The organism is Streptomyces sp. WAC05374, assembly GCF_004353505.1.
GTDB lineage: Bacteria > Actinomycetota > Actinomycetes > Streptomycetales > Streptomycetaceae > Streptomyces.
In genome coordinates this window covers 15,514-31,735 of record NZ_SMNQ01000023.1, presented here as the reverse complement: position 1 = coordinate 31,735, position 16,222 = coordinate 15,514, and the positions used below count along the sequence as shown (strand labels likewise).

Here is a 16,222-nt window from a genome sequence, read left to right as displayed (position 1 = left end):
GAGACACGATGACCACCACGACCTGGGAAGACCTCGTCACCTCGGCGCTGCTGGGCACCGATCGCCGCCCGCCCGCCGCCGACGTCATGGCACCCGGCAAGGACGCGCCGGTCGCGCTGCTGGACGCCGCCGCGCTGCACACCGTACGGCGCCGGGCGGGGCTGCTCCCGGGGCCCGCCGCCGCCCTGCCCGAGCCGGCGCCGCACGACGACCGGCCACCGCTCCCCGGCCCGGCCCGGCGCCGGCTCACCCAGCTTCTCGCCGACCGCTCCGGCGCGTCGTCGGGCGGCGGCCGCCGGGGCGCGGCGCCCGACCTCACCGAGCTGCTCCCGCAGTGGCTGGCGGCCGCGAACGAGCACGGCTACCGGGCGCCGGCGGCCGCCCTGCCCGCCCTGCTCGACACGGCACGGGCGCGCACCGACCTGCGGCCGGCGGCCCTGACGCTCGCCGGGCCGCGCGGGCTGTGGCTGGCGCGGCTCAACCCCGAGTGGCGGTTCGCGCTGCGCGGTGCGCCCGGCGGGACCACCCTGCCGGACCCGGCCGACGAGGACGCCGTACGGCGGCTGTGGGGGGAGGGCCTGTTCGCCGAGCGGGTCGCCCTGCTCGGCGCCGTACGGGCCCACGACCCGGCCGCCGCGACCGCCCTGCTCGCCTCCACCTGGTCCACCGAACGGGCCGAGGACCGGCTGATGTTCCTCGACTCGCTGCGGGGCGGCCTCTCCACCGCCGACGAGCCGTTCCTGGAGGAGGCCCTGGCGGACCGCAGCCGCAACGTCCGATCCACCGCCGCCGAGCTGCTCTCCGCACTGCCCTCATCCGCGCTCGCCCTCCGCATGGCCGAGCGGGCCTCGTCCTGCGTGGGCCTGGACCGTACCGGCGGGAGCGCGACGATCATTGTCGAGGCGCCGCACGAGTGCGACGCGGGCATGCAGCGCGACGGCGTCCTGCCGGACCCGCCGGCCGGCCGGGGCGAACGCTCCTGGTGGCTGGGCCAGTTGGTCGAGTCGGCCCCGCTGTCCCTGTGGACGTCGCGGCTCGGCGGCCGCACGCCCGACGACATCGTCGCCCTGCCGGTCGCCGACGACTGGCGCGACGAGCTGCACGCCGCGTGGTGCCGGGCGGCGGTCCGGCAGCGGGACCCGGGCTGGGCCCGCGCGCTGCTCGGCCCGGCCACGACACCACCGGCCACGGGGCCCGGCACCTCCTCGCTCGCCGAGCGGTCGAAGCTCCTGTCGATCCTGCCCGGCGACGAACGGGCCGTCTGGGTGGCCGACTTCATCGCGGCGCACGGCCTGTCCGAGGCGTTCCAGCTCCTGGGCGTCTGCGCGGTGCCCTGGGCGGAGCCGCTCGGCCGCGCGGTGGTCGACGCACTGGACATCGCCCGGGACGCGGGCAGCTACCCGTGGAGCTTCAGCGGAGTGATGGGGCTGGCGGAGCGCTGCCTGGACCCGGACCAGGCCGACCGCCTGGAGGTCCTCACGGCGCTCCCCGACGAACCGGAGGGCGCGTCCCCGGGCGCCGGGAGCTACTGGTCGGAGGCGTTCCAGCGGCTGGTCGCCACGCTGCGGCTCCGCGCGGCGATGCGCGCGGAACTGTCCCCGGTGGCCACGCCCCCGGCCCCCGCCCCGTCGGGCGGGTAGCGGGCGGGGCCCGGAAAGGGCGCTCGCGCCGTACCGGTGCCGGGGTGTGCGGCGTGCCGGGGGGCTCACCGCGCACAGCCCGAGGAACCCCGGGGCGGCACCATGGGCGGCCCCGGGGCCGCGCCCACGGCAGGTCCCGGGCATGCCGGTCCGGCCCCCGGCGGCCCCGGGGTCAGGAAGCGTCCCGCCAGGGCCACGCGCCCGGCCGGGCACGCCCCGCCAGGGTCAGGCAGTCACGCCCCACCCGGGGACGCCCACCGGAGCGACGCCCCGCCGGAGCCACGCCCCACCCGGGGACGCCCACCGGAGCGACGCCCCACAGGGCCACGCCCCGCCGGGTTACGCCTGGGCCGAGACGCGGACGTTGGCGTTGACCCAGTCCACGATCGACGCCGTCGTCGCGCCGGGCGTGAAGATCTCCGCCACGCCCTTCTCCTTCAGCGGCGCGATGTCCGCGTCCGGGATGATCCCGCCGCCGAACACCTTGATGTCCTCCGCGTCGCGCTCCTTCAGCAGCTCGAGCACCTTCGCGAACAACGTGTTGTGGGCGCCCGACAGGATCGACAGACCGATCGCGTCCGCGTCCTCCTGGATCGCCGTGTCGACGATCTGCTCCGGCGTCTGGTGCAGGCCGGTGTAAATGACCTCCATACCGGCGTCACGCAGCGCCCGCGCGATCACCTTCGCGCCGCGATCGTGGCCGTCGAGACCCGGCTTGGCCACCACCACGCGGATCGGACCGGTCACACCCATCACTGCCTCCACATGCGTCCCCCGTACCTATATGCCGGGGAGGTGAACGAACGTTATCGACAGCATCCCGCAACCGGCCGTTTCGCGGTGGATAGCGAGGGGGAAATCACACGTGGGACATGTTCGCCACGCGTCGTCCCCGCCCGGGCGGGCCATCGGCCACAGGAGAGCCGGGACGATCGCTACGGGAGCCGCAACGAGGTCGTCGTACTACCGTGCCGCCAGCCGCGCGGCGGGGCGGTACGGCCTCATCGTCACCATCCTCCGAGACGGCACCCCCAGTTCGGAGGTCGGCCGTGAAGGTCATGCTGCCCTGGAAGACGCCACCCCTCTTCTCGTTACGGCTGTCCACCGCACTGATCAGGGCCACGGCCTTGGAGCTGGCGATCCTCGCCGGCCATCTGGTCCTCTACCCCACCGGCATCGCCCCGGAGCGGCGGTCGCCCGGCGTGGGTGGCGCCGCGGTCGGCGCCCACCCGCCGACGGTGCTCCTGCACGGTTTCGTGGACAACCGCTCCGTCTTCGTCCTGCTGCGCCGGTCCCTCGCCCGGCAGGGCGGACGTCATGTGGAGTCGCTCAACCACTCCCTGCTCACCTGCGACATCCGGGCCGCCGCCGAGTTGCTCGGCCGCCACGTCGAGGAGATCTGCGACCGCACGGGCCACGCGGAGGTCGACATCGTCGGGCACAGCCTCGGCGGACTGATTGCCCGCTACTACGTCCAGCGGCTCGGCGGCGACCGGCGCGTGCGCACCCTGGTCACGCTCGGTACGCCGCACTCCGGCACGTCCGTCGCGCCCCTCGCCGACGCGCACCCCCTGGTGCGCCAAATGCGCCCCGGCTCCCCGGTCGTCCGGGAGTTGAGCGAGCCGGCCCCGCACTGCCGTACGCGCTTCGTCGGCTTCTGGAGCGATCTGGACCGGTGGATGGTGCCCGTCGAGACGGCGCGGATCGATCACCCGGATCTGCTCGCGCAGAACGTCCGGGTCACCGGTATCGGCCATCTCGCCCTGCCGGTGCACCCGGCGGTGGCGGCCGCCGTCCGCGAGGTGCTGGAGTCCGGCGGAACGGCCACCGGACGTTCCGATTCCGCGTCCGTGGCCTGATCGGACACGACCAAACTTCGAACAGTTCTCGAACGTAGGGCCAAAGCTCTGCCCACACTCCGCCGAAAGGCGGCCGAATGCCCCTTTCCCCCGGGGTCAAAACCCACGGAAGATTGTCGCTCGCGCGTACCGCCGGGTACAGTCGCGCCCACTGCTTTCCCCTCTGGGTCCCCCCTTCGCCGGGGCCGTTCCCAGACCTGGTTCTGCTGCCGAGGCGAGAGAGAAGTTGGTGAACGACCAGCACCCCCACGCCGGGTACGTCGGAGACGACGCGTATTCCACGGGCAGCTTCCAGAGCGGCACCTTCGAGACCGGCAGCTTCGAAACGGGCAGTGCCACAACCGGAGGCTTCGCCGCCGACCCCCTCTTCGGTGCCCTCCCCGGCACGTACGACAGCACCTACGAAAGCAGCAGCGCCTACCAGGCCGGCTACACCGCCGACAGCGGCCAGTACGACTCCTCCCAGTGGGCCGCCGCGACCGCCACCCAGCAGTGGGCCACCACGGACACCACCGGGTACGTCGAGTACGCGGAGCACACCGGGCAGTGGGACGCCGGCGCCTGGAGCGAGGCGAGCGCGTACGACGCCACCGGCCAGTGGAACGTGGCCGCCGCGGCCACGGCCACCTTCGATTCCGGCGCCTACGACGCCACCGCCTGGAACTACGCCGCCGCCCCCACCGAGACGTTCACCGTCCCCGAGCAGTACGACTACGCGGCGGCGGACCAGTCGGCCACGCCCGGGGCGCACACGGACCAGCACCCGGAGCCGCACGAGGAACCCCTCGCGGAGCAGTACGGGGAGCAGTACACCGACCAGCACGCGGACCCCGCGGCCCCGGCCGAGCAGGAGCCGGCGCCCGAGCACGAGTCCATGGCGGACGGCGTGCACGACAGCCTCACCGAGACCGCGATCAGCCCGGTCGCCCCGGTCACCCCCCGCGCCACCCGCCGCTCCGGCGGCGGAGGCGGCGGAGGCAGCCGCGGCCGTCGCCGTACCCCCGCGAAGCGTTCCGCTCTCCTCACCGTCGCGGTGCCGTCCGCGTGTGTGATGGGCGTCGCCGGTATCGCCGCCGCGTCCGTCAGCGGCCTCACGGGCAACACCCCCGGCGAGAACAAGGCGGACGAGAAGGCGGTCACCGCCGCCGACCCCGCCTCGGTCAAGCCGGTCGTCGCCAACAGCGAACTCGACACCCAGCTCGCCGCCCTCAGCGCCGACGCCCGCGACTTCGGCGACCGCGCCAGCCGCACCCAGGAGCGCATCGACCTGAAGGCGCGCCAGGAGGCCGAGCGCAAGAAGCGCGAGGAGGAGGCGGCCCGCAAGGAGGCGATGCGCCCCAAGTTCGCCCTCCCCGTGGAACTGCACCAGCTCAGCGCCCGCTACGGGCAGGCGGGCGTCAACTGGATGTCCCTGCACACCGGTATCGACTTCCCGGTCCAGTACGGCACCCCGGTGATGGCCGCGACCGACGGCACCGTCCGCACCCAGTGGAACAGCGCCTACGGCAACATGGCGATCGTGACCGCCAAGGACGGCACCGAGACCTGGTACTGCCACCTCAGCAGCACCAAGATCCGCTCCGGTGAGGTCAAGGCCGGCGAGGTCATCGCCTACTCCGGCAACTCGGGCAACTCCACCGGACCGCACCTGCACTTCGAGGTACGGCCCGGCGGCGGCGCCGCGATCGACCCGCTGCCGTGGCTGCGCAGCCACGGCCTCGACCCGACCTCGTAGCCCGGCCTTGTAAGACCCGGCCTCGTGGGCCCGGCCTCGAAGGCCTCCCGGCGACTACAGCTTCTCGACCGGCGCGTACCGCAGCAGCAGCCGCTTCGGCTTCTCGTCGCCGAAGTCGATCGTCGCCTGCGCGTCGGCGCCCGCGCCCGTCACCGCCATCACGGTCCCGAGCCCGAACTGGTCGTGCGTGACCCGGTCCCCGACCGCCAGCGCGATCACGGGCTTGTCGGTCGTACGCCGCGTGGCGAAGCCCGACGGGCCGGACCGGGAGCGGGCCGCGAGCGACGAGGACAGCGACGAGGCGATCCCGGACGTCGGACCGGCGGGCTTGGCCATCGCGCCGGTGCGCTTCCACTCCAGGTGCTGTCCCGGGATCTCCTCCAGAAACCGCGACGGCGGGTTGTACGAGGGCTGGCCCCACGCGCTGCGCATCGTCGACCGCGTCAGGTAGAGCCGCTCACGGGCGCGCGTGATGCCCACGTACGCCAGGCGCCGCTCCTCCTCCAGCTCCTTGGTCTGGCCCAGGGCGCGCATGTGCGGGAAGACGCCGTCCTCCATGCCGGTGAGGAACACCACCGGGAACTCCAGGCCCTTGGCGGTGTGCAGGGTCATCAGCGTGATGACGCCGGAACCCTCCTCGTCCTCGTCCGGGATCTGGTCGGAGTCGGCGACGAGGGCGACCTGCTCCAGGAACTCGGCCAGGGTGCCGGGCTCCTCGCCGCGCTCCTGCTCGAACTCCAGGGCCACGGCGGCGAGCTCCTGGAGGTTCTCGATCCGGGTCTCGTCCTGGGGGTCGGTGGAGGCCTGCAGCTCGGCCAGGTACCCCGTCCGCTCCAGGACGGCCTCCAGCACCACCGCCGGTCCGGCGCCCGACTCGACGATGGTCCGCAGCTCGTCCATCAGCGTGTTGAACCGCTTCACCGCGTTCGCCGAGCGGGCCGCCATGCCGTACGCCTCGTCGACCCGGCGCAGCGCCTGCGGGAAGGTGATCCTCTCGCGCAGCGCCAGTGCGTCGATCATCGCCTCGGCGCGCTCGCCGATGCCGCGCTTGGGGACGTTGAGGATGCGGCGCAGCGGGACGTTGTCCTCGGGGTTGGCGAGCACGCGCAGGTACGCGAGGACGTCGCGGACCTCCTTGCGCTCGTAGAAGCGGACGCCGCCGACGACCTTGTACGGCAGGCCGACCCGGATGAAGATCTCCTCGAAGACACGCGACTGGGCGTTCGTCCGGTAGAAGACGGCCACGTCGCCGGCCTTGGCCTCGCCCGCGTCCGTCAGCCGGTCGATCTCGTCGGCGACGAACTGCGCCTCGTCGTGCTCGGTGTCCGCGACGTACCCGGTGATGCGGGCGCCCTCGCCCGCATTGGTCCACAGGTTCTTGGGGCGGCGGCTCTCGTTGCGCTCGATGACCGCGTTGGCGGCGGAGAGGATGGTCTGGGTGGAGCGGTAGTTCTGCTCCAGCAGGATCGTGGTCGCGTCCGGGTAGTCCTCCTCGAACTGGAGGATGTTGCGGATGGTGGCGCCGCGGAAGGCGTAGATCGACTGGTCGGCGTCACCGACGACGCACAGCTCGGCCGGGTCCAGGTCCTCGTACCCGGTGCCCACCAGTTCGCGCACGAGCGTGTACTGGGCGTGGTTGGTGTCCTGGTACTCGTCGACCAGGACGTGCCGGAAGCGGCGGCGGTAGTGCTCGGCGACGTCGGGGAACGCCTGGAGCAGGTGGACCGTCGTCATGATGATGTCGTCGAAGTCCAGGGCGTTGGCCTCGCGCAGCCGCGCCTGGTACATCCGGTACGCCTCGGCGAGGGTCTTCTCGAAGCCGTCGGCGGCCTGGTCGGCGAAGGTCTCCTCGTCGATCAGCTCGTTCTTCAGGTTCGAGATCTTGGCGCTGAAGGACTTCGGCGGGAACTTCTTGGGATCGAGGTCCAGGTCGCGGCAGACCAGCGACATCAGCCGCTTGGAGTCGGCGGCGTCGTAGATCGAGAAGGAGGAGGTGAAGCCGAGCCTCTTCGACTCGCGGCGCAGGATGCGCACGCACGCGCTGTGGAAGGTCATGACCCACATGGCGTTGGCGCGCGGGCCGACGAGCTGCTCGACGCGCTCCTTCATCTCACCGGCGGCCTTGTTGGTGAAGGTGATCGCCAGTATCTGCCCGGGGTGGACGTGCCGGGTGGCCAGCAGGTGGGCGATGCGGTGGGTCAGCACCCGCGTCTTGCCCGATCCGGCGCCGGCGACGATGAGCAGCGGCGAGCCGGTGTGCACGACGGCGGCGCGCTGCTGGTCGTTCAGCCCCTCCAGCAGCGCGGCGGGGTCCACGACGGGGCGCGGGGCGCCGTCGCGGTAGTGGGCGTCCCTGGCCGGGGGCACGTCGAAGCGGTCGCCGAAGAGGTCGTGCGGGACCTCCTCCGCGGCCGGGCCGTCCCCGGGGCCCTCGGAGTCCTCGGGCGGCGGCGGGGGCTCCTCGGAGGTGTGGTTCCGGAGGTCCGCCAGGAAGCTGTCGTCAAAGAGGCTGCTCATCGCCTATCGAGTCTAGGCGGCCCCACTGACAGCCGTGGACGAACCGCGAACAGGTCCGATTCGTGACCCTCCGTACCGAGTCGACGACATCACGCCAAGGTCACGAAAACGTATCGGGCATATCGAACATCATCCTTCACAGCACCGCCACAGTTTGGCTAGCGTGCTCGCCCAAGCGGTCCGTTCTCTCTTCGGCGAACCACGCCAATCGGACCGCCCATGCCGAATTCGTGCTGCCCTCATGGCAGTTCGGAACCGGGGACGCACCACGTACGACCGAGGTGAATCGGCCCGCAGCCCCTCGGGCACGGCCGTAGGGCACCTTCCGTTCCGCCCGAACCTGAAAGCTGCCCCGGTAGGCGGTCCACGGAAGGAGATGCCGGCCTTGGCGTCGCATCGCAAGCCGCGCACGCGCACCTTGCAGACCCTGCATGCCCACTCCCCCGCCGTCGGGGTCACGACGGCCGCCGCCCTGGCCTCGGTCACGCTCCTGTCGTCGCAGAGCGCGGCCGCCACCCCCGGCGGGCCGGGCGACGCCGACCGCGGGCCGACGGTCGAGGAGGTCCAGAGAAAGGTCGACGACCTCTACCGGCAGGCGGGCACGGCGACACAGCGGTACGGCAGGGCCGGCGAGGTCACCGACCGGGAGCGGCGCGGGACCGGCGGGGTGCTCGACGGGGCCGCGCGGCGTACGGAAGCGCCGGCCGAGCCCCGCCGCGCCTTCAGCGGCCACGCGGCGGCCCCCTACCGCTCCGGCGGGCCGGACCCGGCCACGTCGCCGCTCTTCCCGGAGCCGGACACCACGCGGGCGTTCGTGGACCGGACGGAGCCGATGGACCCGGTCAAGCCGGTGAGTCCGGTGGACCTGGTGAAGCAGGTGGACCTGGCGGAGCCGGTGGATCTGACGAAGCCGGTGGACCGGGCGCGGACGGTCGGCCTGGCGGATCCGGTGGACCGGACGCAGCCGATGGAGCGCGTCCCCGACCTGTGGGACCGTACGCAGCCGATGGACCGTGTCACCGACCCGCGGCACGAGACGCTCACCGGCCACCCGCCCGTGCAGTCGCTCACCGGCCACCCGCCGGTACGAGCCGGGGCGGCGGAGCAGCCGGTGGAGGCGGCGGCCGGACCGGAGTCACCGAGCGAGCCGCCGGGCGCCTCCCAGGCGTCCCTCCGCGCCTCCAAGCAGACCGTTCAGCGCAAGCTCGCCGAGGCGAAGGCCCTGTTGGCCCGCCTCACGTCCGAGGAGCGGGCGCGGGCGGCGCGCGAGCAGGAGACCTGCCCGCCCCAGGAGGAACACCCGGGGTGGCACCCGGAGCACCAGGTGGGGTGGCACTCCCAGGAATCCCACGCTCAGGGGCGGCCGTGGGAGCTCCGGCCGGACGGGGACGCCGGCCACACCGCCAAGGCGGCCAAGGTCCTCGCCTTCGCCGAGGCGCAGACGGGCAAGCCGTACGTGTGGGGCGCGACCGGCCCCAGCTCGTACGACTGCTCGGGGCTCACCCAGGCCGCGTGGCGGGCGGCGGGCGTCGACCTGCCGCGGTCCATCCGGGACCAGGCCGCGGCCGGCACTCCGGTGGCCCTGGAGGACCTGCGCCCGGGCGACCTGGTGTTCTTCCACGACGACATCAGCCACGTCGGCATCTACAAGGGCGACGGGAAGATGATCCACGCCCCCATGCCCGGTGCGAACGTCCGCGAGGAGGCCGTCTCCTCCATGCCCGTCCACAGCAGCGTGCGCCCGGCCTGACCCGACCGGGCGCGACAGGGGGGAACCATGACCGACCGCCCGCTCACCGTCCTGTTCGTCCCGGAGAGCGCGTACGGGCCGACGAACAACTGCGTCGGCATCGCGGACGTGCTGCGGCGCCGCGGCCACCGGGTGGTCTTCGCGGCCGAGGCGTCCTGGCGGGGGAGGCTGAGCGCGCTCGGCTTCGAGGAGGACCTGATACGTCTCGCTCCCCCTCCGGACGGGGGGGAGGACGCGGGCCGGTTCTGGAAGGACTTCGTACGGGACACCGCTCCGGAGTTCCGCAAGCCGACCTCCGAGCAGCTCGGCACCTGGATCAGGCCGGTGTGGGAGGAGCTGACAGCGGGGGCCCGTTACTGCGAGCCGCAGCTCAGGGCGGTCATCGAGCGGGTACGCCCCGATGTGATCGTCGAGGACAACGTGGTGGCGTTCCCCGCCCTGCTGACCGCCGGGGTGCCCTTCGTACGGATCACCTCCTGCAACCCGCTGGAGATCCGGAGCCCCGGCGTCCCGCCCGCCTTCTCCGGATACCCGGCCGGCGACGACTCGGACTGGGCCGCCTTCCGGGCCGAGTACGACCGGACGCACCGGGCGCTGTGGTCCTCCTTCAGCGACTGGGTGGCCGAGCAGGGGGCGCCGCCGCTGCCCGAGCTGGAGTTCATCCACGAGGGCGACGTGAACCTGTACGTGTATCCCGAAGCGGCCGACTACGCGCGCGTGCTGCCGCCGCACTGGCACCGCCTCGACTCGTGCGTACGGGAGACGGACGACCCCTTCACCCTGCCGCCGGCCCTCGCGGACCGTGACGGGGCACTGGTGTACTTCTCGCTCGGCTCGCTGGGGTCGGCCGACGTGGAGCTGATGCGCCGCGTGATCGGGGTGCTGGCGAGGACGCCGTACCGCTACATCGTCTCCAAGGGCCCCCTGCACGCGGAGATCGAGCTGCCGCCCAACATGTGGGGCGCGGAGTTCCTGCCGCAGGCGTCCGTCCTGCCGCTGGTGGACCTGGTGATCACCCACGGCGGCAACAACACCACGACGGAGGCGCTGCACTTCGGCAAGCCGATGATCGTGCTGCCGCTGTTCTGGGACCAGTACGACAACGCGCAGCGGATGCGGGAGCTGGGGTTCGGTGTCCGGCTGGACACCTACCGGTTCACGGACGAGGAGCTGACCGGCGCCCTGGAGCTGCTGCTCGGCGACACGTCGCTGCGCGAGCGGCTGGCGGCGACGGGGGCGGTCGTCCGGAACCGGGACGGACTGCGGCGGGCGGCCGGCCTGATCGAGGAGGCGGCGGCCGCCGGGCGCGCCTGAGGAGTGCTGTCGGGTCCGGGGCGTGGCGGTGGGGGCCGCCGCCGCGCACGAACCCGGGGCCCGGTCAGGTCCAGAGCGTGGCGATGAAGATGTTCGCCATGGTCAGACCGCCGACGGCGCCGAACACCGCCTTGTCGACCCGCTCCTCGTCCCGCTTGACGTAGACCAGGCCGAGGATGACCACCAGGACCGCGAGCTTCACGCCGATCTTCACGTTGTTCACGGTCTGGTCGTCGGCCTGGTTGAGGCCGACCAGGACCACGCCGGTGATCAGCATGGTGAGGGCGCCGTGCAGCATCGCCGGGCCGAAGCGCGCCGTACCCTCGCCCATCGCCTTCATCTGGGTCATGAACCCGCCCAGGAGGGCGGCGATACCGATGATGTGCAGCGCGACGAAGGCATTGATGAGTACGTCCATATGGCGGAGCCTAGCCGGGGCAATACCACCGGCCGCCGGTCGGGGTTGCCTCATTCGTCGCATCGGTCACGGCTGATATGGAATGCGCGATTCCGAGCGAGCGGCTTCTGTCCGGTCCGCTCGTCAAACCCCCACCTGCGGCCAACTGCGGTCATCCCGCCGCCCGGCCGTGACCCTCGGCCTTAGCGTCCTCCCCCGGGCTCCCCCAGGGCCCCAGGCCCCCGCCGGGCCGCACCGAAGGGAAGGGAACGCCCCGTGGCAGCGCACCGGAAACCCACGCCGCACCCCGTGAGCGGCCGCACGGCGCTCACCCTCGCGCTCGCCGGGGCGGCCGCCGCCACCGTCTTCGAGGGGTCCGGGTACGCCGAGCCCCACCTCACCCCCGCCCAGGTGAAGGCGAGGGCCGACCGCCTGTACCAGGAGGCCGAGGAGGCCACCGAGAAGTACAACGGCGCCAAGGAGGAGACGGACCGGGCGCGCGCCGCCCTGGACGCCCTGCGCGACGAGGCCGCCCGCCGGACCGCCCGCCTCAACGCCGCCCGCAACGCGCTCGGTTCCGTGGCCACCGCCCAGTACCGGACGGGTGGCCTCGACCCGGCCGTTCAGCTCGCGCTGTCCACCGACCCCGGTGCGTACCTGCGGGGCGCCGCCCTCGCGGAACGGGTCGGCGACCGCCAGGCCGCGGCCGTCGGCGCCGTCCAGGGGCAGCTCGCCGAGCTGGCGCGGCTGCGTGCCGAGGCCGCCGGACGGCAGCGTGACCTCGCGGCCCGCCAGGCCGAGCTGGGCCGCCACCGGGCGGCCGTCCGCGCCAGGATCGCCGCCGCCGAGAAGCTCCTCGCCCGGCTGACGGCCGCCCAGCGCGCCGCGTACGACGGCTCCGCCACCCCCTCCGCCGCCCCTTCCGGCACGGCGCCGCGGGGCACGGTCCCGGCCGCCGGTCCGCGCGCCGCGCAGGCCATCGCGTACGCGTACGGCGCGCTCGGCAAGCCGTACGTGTGGGGCGCGACCGGCCCGTCGGCCTTCGACTGCTCGGGGCTCACCCAGGCGGCCTGGCGCTCCGCCGGGGTGTCGCTGCCCCGCACCACGTACACCCAGATCGACGCCGGCCGGCGCGTGCCCCGCTCGGCGCTCGCCCCCGGCGACCTGGTGTTCTTCTACTCCGGCATCAGCCACGTGGGCCTCTACATCGGGGACGGCAAGATGATCCACGCCCCCCGTCCGGGCGCCCCGGTGCGGATCGCGCCGATCGACGAGATGCCGTGGGCGGGCGCGACCCGCGTGGCGTGAGGGGTGTGAGGGGCGGGATGGGCGGGATGGGCATGGCATGGGGCCTTACGGCGCCGGATGTCCCTACGGCGCCAGGTGGCCCTCGGCCGCCGGATGCCCCTACCGGCGCCCGGTGCCACTACCGCCGCCGGGCGGACAGGGCGCCCGTGCCCGCCCCGGCCCCGGCACCCGGCCCGGCGGAATCCGTACCCGCCCCGGCACCCGGCCCGGCGGAATCCGTACCCGCCCCGGCACCCGGCCCGGCGGAATCCGTACCCGCCCCGGCCGAGCCCTGGTCCGCCCCTGCGGACCCCTCGCCCGCCCCGGCCGAGCCCTGGTCCGGCGCCTGCCCCGCGCCGGCGCCCTCGGCGCGGAACTGCTGCGTCAGCCACTGGAAGACCGACGGCACCTCGCGCACCCACGTGCTGACCCGGTGGCCGCCGTACACCTGCTGGACGTCGACGCGCGTCGGCGCCCTGGACGCCTCCCGCAGCGCGACGCCCTGCCGGTAGCCGTCGTTGCCGTCGCCGGTCATCAGCAGCGTCACGCGGGGCGGGACGGGGGCGTTGCGGAGCATGGTGAGCGGGTTGTGCGCGTGCCGCAGCTCGGGGTCCTTGCCGGTGAGCGAGGACGGCTCGGCGGCCGGGTCGTTGTAGCCGGACATGCTGACGCCGTACCGGTAGCGGTCGGGGTGGGCGATGGCCAGCTTCGCGGCGCAGTGGGCGCCCGACGAGAACCCCGTGACCGCCCAGCCGTCGGCGGCCTGGGAGGCGCGGAAGTTGTCCATGACCATCTTGCGCACGTCGACACTGAGCCAGGTGTCGGCGTTGATCTTCCCGGGCACGTTGGCGCAGCCGGTGTCGGTGTGGCCGAGCAGGTGGCTGCGCGGCGCCACGAGGATGAACGGTTCGACGGTGCCGTTCCGCATCAGTGGCTCGAGCTGCGTGTTGGCCCGCATGCCGACGAACCACGACTTCGGCGAGCCGGGGAAGCCGGAGAGCAGCTCCACGACGGGGAACTTCTTGTCCCGGTAGGCGGGGTCGTCGTACTGCGGCGGCAGCCAGACGTACACCTCGGCCTTCACCCCCGACAGCCCGCCCTTGAGGACGGTTCTGCGCACGCCGGGGCCCATGGTGGGGTCGTCGACGGGGGTGAAGGTCTGCCGGACCTTCGGCAGGTCGGAGATGCGCTTGCCGCCGAGCCCGTCGGGGCCGAGGTCAATGGCGGAGTCGACGTGGTCGCTGGTGCCCAGCAGGTCGTCCCAACTGTCGTACAACCCGTTGACGTTGTTCACCGCCACGAACACCACGACGATCGCCGTGAGCTGAGCGAAGGCCACCATGCCCAGCCGCACAGCGCCCCGGACGACGGCGGGGCCGCGCACACGGCTCCACAGCGCCAGGGGCAGCAGGACGGCGATCACGGCCAGCACGATCGCGGTCACGAGGAAGGGGGTACCTGTCAGGCTCATCACGGTGAGTAGGAGGGGACCTGTGCCGTGCTGGTTGCCGCTCCTATGTACCGGTTACCTCACAAATACCCCCGTCGCCCCGGGCGGGGTCAGACCAGACGGCGGGCCGTCGCCCAGCGGGTCAGCTCGTGCCGGTTGGAGAGCTGGAGCTTGCGCAGCACCGCCGAGACGTGCGACTCGACCGTCTTCACCGAGATGAAGAGCTGCTTGGCGATCTCCTTGTACGCGTAACCGCGGGCGATCAGCCGCAGCACCTCCCGCTCACGCTGGGTGAGCCGGTCCAGGTCCTCGTCGACCGGCGGAGCGTCGGTGGAGGCGAACGCGTCCAGCACGAAGCCCGCCAGCCGGGGCGAGAACACGGCGTCGCCCTCCTGGACCCGGAAGATCGAGTCGACGAGGTCGGTGCCCGTGATCGTCTTGGTGACGTACCCCCGGGCACCGCCCCGGATGACGCCGATGACGTCCTCGGCGGCGTCCGAGACGGACAGCGCCAGGAACCGGACCGGGTCCTCGGGGGCCGCCATCAGGGCCGCGCAGCGCCGCAGCACCTCGACACCGCCGCCGCCGGGCAGGTGGACGTCGAGGAGGACCACCTCGGGGCGGGTCGCGGTGATCACGGCCACCGCCTGGTCCACGTCGGCGGCCTCGCCGACCACCTCGACGCCCGTCGTGTCGGTCCGGCCGATCTCGGCCCGCACGCCGGTGCGGAACATCCGGTGGTCGTCGACCAGCACGACCCGTACCCGACGTCCCGCGCCGGCGGTCGCGTCAGCAGTCGTCGTCTCGTCGGTCATGCGTCCGCCCTCTCCATCTCCAGCTCCACTTCGGTGCCGTCGCCCGGCACCGACCGCAGCCGCGCGGTGCCGCCGTTGCGCCGCATCCGGCCGATGATCGATTCTCGTACGCCCATCCGGTCGGCGGGGACGGAATCGAGGTCGAAGCCCGGCCCCCGGTCCCGTACGGACACGAAGACCGTCCGGCCCTCGACCTCCGCGTACACCTGCACCGCCCCGCCACCGCCACCGTACTTGGCGGCGTTGACCATGGCTTCGCGGGCGGCCTGCATCTGGGCCGCCAGCCCTTCGTCGAGCGGGCAGTCGCCGACGACCACCACCTCCAGGGGCACCCCGTGCTTGTCCTCGACCTCGGCGGCGGTCCTCCTGACCGCCTCGGCGAGCGTGTCCGGCTCCTGGTCCTCGTCCTTGCCGGTGCCCTCCGGCCGGTACAGCCAGTTGCGCAGCTCGCGCTCCTGCGCGCGGGCGAGCCGGCGGACCTCGCCGGGGTCGTCGGCGTTGCGCTGTATCAGGGTGAGGGTGTGCAGGACGGAGTCGTGCACGTGGGCGGCGACCTCGGCCCGCTCCTGGGCGCGGATGCGCATGGTGCGCTCCTCGGAGAGGTCCTGCGACATCCGCACCAGCCACGGTCCGGCGAGCAGGGCGATCCCGGCGAGGACGGCCATCGCGGCGGTGAGCGCGGTGCCGAGCTGGGCGGCGGAGCCGCGCACCACCATGAAGACCGTCAGGCCCATGCCGACGAGCGCGACCCCGGCCAGGCCCCGCACGAGCTGGAAGAGCCGTTTGCGGCGGCCGGGCTCGGTCCAGCTCGCCCGCCGCGCGTTGTCCGCCTGCCGCCACACCAGGACGACACCGACGCCGACGAGCAGCATCGGCCACACGTACCGGTTGGCGGCGCCGCCGACATCGACGCTGGTGACGAAGCCGATCGCGCCGACCGTGAGCGCGACGAGCGCGACGACCTGGCCCTTGTCGGGCTTGCGGAGCCTGCGCCGCCCGTCGGGCGTCGTCTCGAAGACCGAGCGGTGTTCGGCGGACCTGCCCCCGACGCCCAGCGGGACGACGATCCAGAAGACGGCGTAGACCAGCACGCCGAGGCCGTCGGCCATGAACAGGGCGAGGAAGACGAGGCGCACCCAGATGACCGGCAGCCCCAGGTGCCCGGCCAGGCCGCGGGCGACACCGCCGAGCATCCGCCCGTCGGCGCTGCGGTAGAGCCTGCGCACGGGTGGTTCGTCGGTCGTCTCGGGCGGGCGGGCGGCGACTGGCATGCCCCGATGGTCACATGGCGACCGGCGCCGGACATCAGGGGCCGACCCTCACCCGACCCTGAGAAGACCCGCCCAGGGCCTGCCTGGTGCGCCTGCCCGGGGGCCTCCCCGTGACCCGCCCATGAACCCGGGCGCGACCCGGCCGCCCGCCCGGGTGCCGACCCGCCCGCCGGCCCTTGTTCGACCT

Annotated in this window: 12 protein-coding genes and 1 riboswitch; of the genes, 6 read left to right on the top strand and 6 right to left on the bottom strand. The window is 73.3% G+C overall.

The window, feature by feature from the left end; translation table 11 throughout:
- Positions 1-8 precede the first annotated feature (8 nt).
- Positions 9-1,640, top strand: a complete 1,632-nt coding sequence (locus E2B92_RS29180) for a DUF5691 domain-containing protein (protein ID WP_126887470.1) — start codon at positions 9-11, stop codon at positions 1,638-1,640.
- A gap of 339 nt (positions 1,641-1,979) precedes the next feature.
- Here the strand turns inward: E2B92_RS29180 and E2B92_RS29175 are convergent, their stop codons facing one another.
- Positions 1,980-2,393, bottom strand: coding sequence for a cobalamin B12-binding domain-containing protein (locus tag E2B92_RS29175; RefSeq protein WP_126887471.1), 414 nt, complete (start codon positions 2,391-2,393; stop codon positions 1,980-1,982).
- 305 nt (positions 2,394-2,698) lie between these two features.
- On the opposite strand from E2B92_RS29175, the gene E2B92_RS29170 reads away from it, so the two are divergent.
- Both E2B92_RS29170 and E2B92_RS29165 read left to right on the top strand, forming a co-directional pair.
- Positions 2,699-3,499: an esterase/lipase family protein gene (locus E2B92_RS29170; RefSeq protein WP_126887478.1), complete on the top strand. Its 801-nt coding sequence runs from the start codon at positions 2,699-2,701 to the stop codon at positions 3,497-3,499.
- A gap of 229 nt (positions 3,500-3,728) precedes the next feature.
- Positions 3,729-5,234 (top strand): M23 family metallopeptidase, encoded by a 1,506-nt coding sequence (locus E2B92_RS29165; RefSeq protein ID WP_126887472.1) that lies wholly within the window; start codon positions 3,729-3,731, stop codon positions 5,232-5,234.
- Positions 5,235-5,288: 54 nt separating this feature from the next.
- Here the strand turns inward: E2B92_RS29165 and pcrA are convergent, their stop codons facing one another.
- Entirely contained in the window at positions 5,289-7,751 is a 2,463-nt protein-coding gene (gene pcrA, locus E2B92_RS29160; protein ID WP_126887473.1) for a DNA helicase PcrA, read from the bottom strand.
- A gap of 210 nt (positions 7,752-7,961) precedes the next feature.
- A riboswitch (cyclic di-AMP (ydaO/yuaA leader) is annotated at positions 7,962-8,129 on the top strand.
- A gap of 7 nt (positions 8,130-8,136) precedes the next feature.
- Here pcrA and E2B92_RS29155 point away from each other — a divergent pair.
- Complete coding sequence (locus E2B92_RS29155; RefSeq protein ID WP_399432112.1) at positions 8,137-9,501, top strand: C40 family peptidase; 1,365 nt, start codon at positions 8,137-8,139, stop codon at positions 9,499-9,501.
- A 27-nt stretch (positions 9,502-9,528) separates the two neighbouring features.
- A complete protein-coding gene (locus E2B92_RS29150; protein ID WP_126887475.1) occupies positions 9,529-10,815 on the top strand; it encodes a glycosyltransferase in 1,287 nt (428 codons plus the stop codon).
- Between the two features lie 64 nt (positions 10,816-10,879).
- Here the strand turns inward: E2B92_RS29150 and E2B92_RS29145 are convergent, their stop codons facing one another.
- Positions 10,880-11,233, bottom strand: coding sequence for a hypothetical protein (locus tag E2B92_RS29145; protein WP_126887476.1), 354 nt, complete (start codon positions 11,231-11,233; stop codon positions 10,880-10,882).
- 255 nt (positions 11,234-11,488) lie between these two features.
- Here E2B92_RS29145 and E2B92_RS29140 point away from each other — a divergent pair, with 255 nt between their 5' ends.
- Positions 11,489-12,520, top strand: coding sequence for a C40 family peptidase (locus E2B92_RS29140; protein WP_126889638.1), 1,032 nt, complete (start codon positions 11,489-11,491; stop codon positions 12,518-12,520).
- A gap of 118 nt (positions 12,521-12,638) precedes the next feature.
- On the opposite strand, the gene E2B92_RS29135 is transcribed toward E2B92_RS29140, so the two are convergent.
- From E2B92_RS29135 to E2B92_RS29125, 3 genes are all read right to left on the bottom strand, one after another.
- Entirely contained in the window at positions 12,639-13,970 is a 1,332-nt protein-coding gene (locus E2B92_RS29135; protein WP_133087752.1) for an alpha/beta hydrolase, read from the bottom strand.
- Between the two features lie 89 nt (positions 13,971-14,059).
- Complete coding sequence (locus E2B92_RS29130; protein ID WP_126887544.1) at positions 14,060-14,764, bottom strand: LuxR C-terminal-related transcriptional regulator; 705 nt, start codon at positions 14,762-14,764, stop codon at positions 14,060-14,062.
- Positions 14,761-16,035 (bottom strand): ATP-binding protein, encoded by a 1,275-nt coding sequence (locus tag E2B92_RS29125; RefSeq protein ID WP_126887545.1) that lies wholly within the window; start codon positions 16,033-16,035, stop codon positions 14,761-14,763. The genes E2B92_RS29130 and E2B92_RS29125 overlap by 4 nt, the downstream gene beginning before the upstream one ends.
- Positions 16,036-16,222: the final 187 nt, after the last annotated feature.

Coding starts and splice junctions, on each gene's coding strand:
- E2B92_RS29175 (WP_126887471.1), bottom strand. CDS start 2,393: ATGGGTGTGACCGGTCCGATCCGCGTGGTGGTGGCCAAGCCGGGTCTC.
- E2B92_RS29125 (WP_126887545.1), bottom strand. CDS start 16,035: ATGCCAGTCGCCGCCCGCCCGCCCGAGACGACCGACGAACCACCCGTG.
- E2B92_RS29170 (WP_126887478.1), top strand. CDS start 2,699: ATGCTGCCCTGGAAGACGCCACCCCTCTTCTCGTTACGGCTGTCCACC.
- E2B92_RS29130 (WP_126887544.1), bottom strand. CDS start 14,764: ATGACCGACGAGACGACGACTGCTGACGCGACCGCCGGCGCGGGACGT.
- E2B92_RS29180 (WP_126887470.1), top strand. CDS start 9: ATGACCACCACGACCTGGGAAGACCTCGTCACCTCGGCGCTGCTGGGC.
- pcrA (WP_126887473.1), bottom strand. CDS start 7,751: ATGAGCAGCCTCTTTGACGACAGCTTCCTGGCGGACCTCCGGAACCAC.
- E2B92_RS29150 (WP_126887475.1), top strand. CDS start 9,529: ATGACCGACCGCCCGCTCACCGTCCTGTTCGTCCCGGAGAGCGCGTAC.
- E2B92_RS29145 (WP_126887476.1), bottom strand. CDS start 11,233: ATGGACGTACTCATCAATGCCTTCGTCGCGCTGCACATCATCGGTATC.
- E2B92_RS29135 (WP_133087752.1), bottom strand. CDS start 13,970: ATGAGCCTGACAGGTACCCCCTTCCTCGTGACCGCGATCGTGCTGGCC.